Below are 3,734 nucleotides of genomic sequence, written 5' to 3'. Positions count from 1 at the left end.
GGCGGAAATATGATAAAAATACCGCCTTGTTTTAATTTTTTCATTTGAATAGGAAACAAAATATGTCAAATTTACAAAATATCATTGAAGCTGCGTTTGAACGTCGTGCAGAAATTACCCCTAAAACAGTAGATGCCGAAACGCGCGCTGCGATCGAAGAAGTGATCGAAGGTTTAGACAGCGGCAAATACCGTGTTGCAGAAAAAATTGACGGTGAATGGGGAACTCACCAATGGTTGAAAAAAGCGGTATTGCTTTCTTTCCGCATTAACGATAACCAAGTGATTGACGGCGCAGAAACCAAATATTACGACAAAGTAGCCCTTAAATTTGCAGACTATGACGAAGCACGTTTCCAACAAGAAGGTTTCCGTGTTGTGCCTTCAGCAACCGTGCGTAAAGGTGCATACATCGCGAAAAATGCCGTATTAATGCCATCTTATGTAAACATTGGTGCTTACGTTGGCGAAGGCACAATGGTAGATACTTGGGCAACCGTTGGTTCTTGCGCACAAATCGGTAAAAATGTTCACCTTTCAGGCGGTGTTGGTATCGGTGGCGTATTAGAGCCATTGCAAGCTAACCCAACCATTATCGGCGACAACTGCTTTATCGGCGCGCGTTCTGAAGTGGTTGAAGGCGTTATTGTAGAAGATGGCTGTGTAATCTCAATGGGCGTATTCATCGGTCAATCAACTAAAATCTATGATCGTGAAACTGGTGAAATCCACTACGGGCGCGTACCAGCAGGTTCTGTGGTCGTTTCAGGTAGCCTTCCTTCAAAATGTGGTAAATATAATCTCTATTGTGCAGTAATCGTGAAAAAAGTTGATGCGAAAACTTTAGGTAAAGTCGGTATTAACGAGTTATTACGTAGTATTGATGAGTAATATTTAATACTAATTAATCAAAAATAAAAATCTGCACGAGAGTTTCTTGTGCAGATTTTTTATGAAAATTTTTATTGGAACATTGCCGAAAAATTTAACTAGAAAGTGTTTTTAAGATAAGTAGTGAACAAAATATCAAAGGAACCGTTTGAGCTTATTTATAATCGTTTTTACAAGAGCCAAGAAAGGAAAGATCAATAAAGCCACCTTATAAAGGTGGCTTATTTTGTGTGGGGAAAAAAATAATTAAATTTATTACCGCACTTAATCAATTAGATTTTACAAGCTCCGCCAGCACAATCATCATTGAGATCTTCTTGGCTGTCTTCTGCGCCATCACGAGTGTTTTGGTAGTAAAGGGTTTTCACGCCGTATTTGTAAGCGGTTAATAAATCTTTTAACAACACTTTCATCGGCACTTTACCGTCTTCAAAACGTTGTGGATCGTAGTTGGTGTTGGCAGAAATCGATTGGTCGATAAATTTCTGCATAATACCCACTAAATGCAAATAACCGTCATTATTTGGAATGTCCCATAATAATTCGTAGTTTTCACTGAGGTTTTCATAATCTGGTACAACCTGTTTTAGGATACCGTCTTTTGATGCTTTTACGCTAACGTGTCCACGCGGTGGCTCAATGCCATTGGTCGCGTTGGAAATTTGCGATGAGGTTTCTGATGGCATAAGCGCCGTTAGCGTTGAGTTACGCAAGCCGAAAGTTTTAATATCTTGGCGTAGGCTTTCCCAATCGTAATGTAACGGCTCTTGCGTGAGTGTATCCACATCTTTCTTATAAGTATCAATCGGTAAAATGCCTTGTGCATAAGTGGTTTGGTCGAAATATTCACAAGCGCCCATTTCTTTCGCAAGGTTCATTGACGCTTTCAATAAATAGTATTGAATAGCTTCAAAGGTGCGGTGCGTGAGGTCGTTAGCGCTGCCGTCCGAATAACGTACACCATTTTTAGCTAAATAATAAGCGAAATTAATTACCCCGATACCTAAAGAACGGCGCGCAAGAGAGCTACGTTCTGCCGCGATCACAGGGTAATCTTGATAATCTAATAGGGCATCTAAGGCACGCACAGCAAGATCCGCAAGCCCATCTAATTCATCAAGGTTCTCAATCGCCCCTAAGTTGAAAGCAGAAAGCGTACAGAGCGCAATTTCACCTTCTTCATCGTGGATATGAGAAAGTGGCTTAGTTGGTAATGCAATTTCTAAACAAAGGTTAGATTGGCGCACTGGCGCAACGCTTGGATCAAATGGTGAGTGCGTATTACAGTGATCCACATTCTGAATATAGATGCGCCCTGTTGAAGCACGTTCTTGCATTAATAGTGAGAACAGTTCAACGGCTTTCACGCTGCGTTTACGAATGTTTGGATCTTGCTCATATTGCGTGTAAAGACGCTCAAATTCATCTTGATCGGCAAAGAATGCTTCATATAAACCCGGTACATCAGACGGGCTAAACAAGGTGATTTCGCCGCCTTTGATTAAGCGCTGATACATTAATTTGTTAAGCTGAACGCCGTAATCCATATGGCGAACACGGTTATCTTCCACACCACGGTTATTTTTTAACACTAACAGGCTTTCTACTTCCAAGTGCCAAATCGGATAATAAACCGTTGCCGCACCACCACGCACGCCACCTTGCGAACAAGATTTCACCGCAGTTTGGAAGTATTTATAGAATGGAATACAGCCCGTATGGAACGCTTCGCCACCACGGATTTGGCTACCTAAGGCGCGAATTGCCCCTGCATTTACCCCAATTCCTGCACGTTGTGAAACATATTTTACAATGGCAGAAGCCGTAGCGTTAATCGAATCTAAACTATCGCCACATTCAATTAACACACAAGAACTAAATTGACGGGTTGGTGTACGCACCCCTGCCATAATTGGAGTAGGTAGAGATATTTTAAATGTCGATGTGGCATCGTAGAAACGGCGTACATAGTCTAAGCGCGTTTCTTTTGGATAGTTTGAGAACAGGCTCGCCGCCACCAAAATATACAAGAACTGCGCGGATTCATAAATTTCACCCGTTACACGGTTCTGTACTAAATATTTGCCTTCAAGCTGTTTGACTGCCGCGTAAGAGAAGGTCATATCACGCCAGTGATCTAAAAAGCCGTCCATTTCGTCCCATTCTTCACGGCTATAATCGGTTAGCAAAGCTTGATCATATTTGCCTAAACGCACTAATTTCTTAACGTGATCATACAAACGCGGTGGATCAAAATGCCCATAGGCTTTTTTACGCAAATGGAAAACCGCAAGGCGAGCAGCCAAATATTGATAATCAGGCGTATCTTTGCTGATTAAATCTGCCGCTGCTTTAATAATGGTTTCGTGAATATCCGAAGTGCGAATGCCTTCATAAAATTGAATGTGGGAACGCAATTCCACTTGAGAAACAGAAACGTTATCCAATCCTTCCGCTGCCCAAGTAATCACTCGGTGAATTTTATCTAAATCGATGGGTTCTTGTTTTCCGTCACGTTTGGTGACCATCATAGCTTTGTTCATAGAAATGATTCCGACTGGTTAGTATTATCTGTCAAAACCACAAGATATAGTGGTTTATTGAAAACGGGATACAAGATAATGTGTTCTTAGCAAAACTGCAAGCACTAAATTTTACGTTCGATTATTGACATAAACTAAGTTATTTATAAATAAGCAAAAATCATGAAAGCTGATTTATCCCTTATTTTTATAAGGAATTAAAAGGCAAAGTGCGGTTAAAAAATGTATAAAAATCACAAATTTTTCAATAGCTAAGAGAAATTTACCGATTTTATTGACCTATTTTTCTCTTCTATGTTAG

General features: G+C 40.5%; 2 protein-coding genes. One reads left to right on the top strand and one right to left on the bottom strand.

The window, feature by feature from the left end; genetic code table 11:
* Positions 1-62 precede the first annotated feature (62 nt).
* Entirely contained in the window at positions 63-890 is an 828-nt protein-coding gene (dapD, locus tag C3Z13_RS04635; RefSeq protein WP_103855150.1) for a 2,3,4,5-tetrahydropyridine-2,6-dicarboxylate N-succinyltransferase, read from the top strand.
* Between the two features lie 272 nt (positions 891-1,162).
* Here dapD and nrdA read toward each other — a convergent pair whose 3' ends face one another.
* Entirely contained in the window at positions 1,163-3,433 is a 2,271-nt protein-coding gene (gene nrdA / locus C3Z13_RS04630; RefSeq protein ID WP_103855149.1) for a class 1a ribonucleoside-diphosphate reductase subunit alpha, read from the bottom strand.
* Between the last annotated feature and the right edge of the window lie 301 nt (positions 3,434-3,734).

The organism is Avibacterium endocarditidis, assembly GCF_002921145.1.
GTDB classification, from domain to species: Bacteria; Pseudomonadota; Gammaproteobacteria; order Enterobacterales; family Pasteurellaceae; genus Avibacterium; species Avibacterium endocarditidis.
The sequence above is the reverse complement of the archived record's forward strand: the minus strand, read 5'-3'. Positions and strand labels throughout refer to the sequence as shown.

Coding starts and splice junctions, on each gene's coding strand:
- nrdA (WP_103855149.1), bottom strand. CDS start 3,433: ATGAACAAAGCTATGATGGTCACCAAACGTGACGGAAAACAAGAACCC.
- dapD (WP_103855150.1), top strand. CDS start 63: ATGTCAAATTTACAAAATATCATTGAAGCTGCGTTTGAACGTCGTGCA.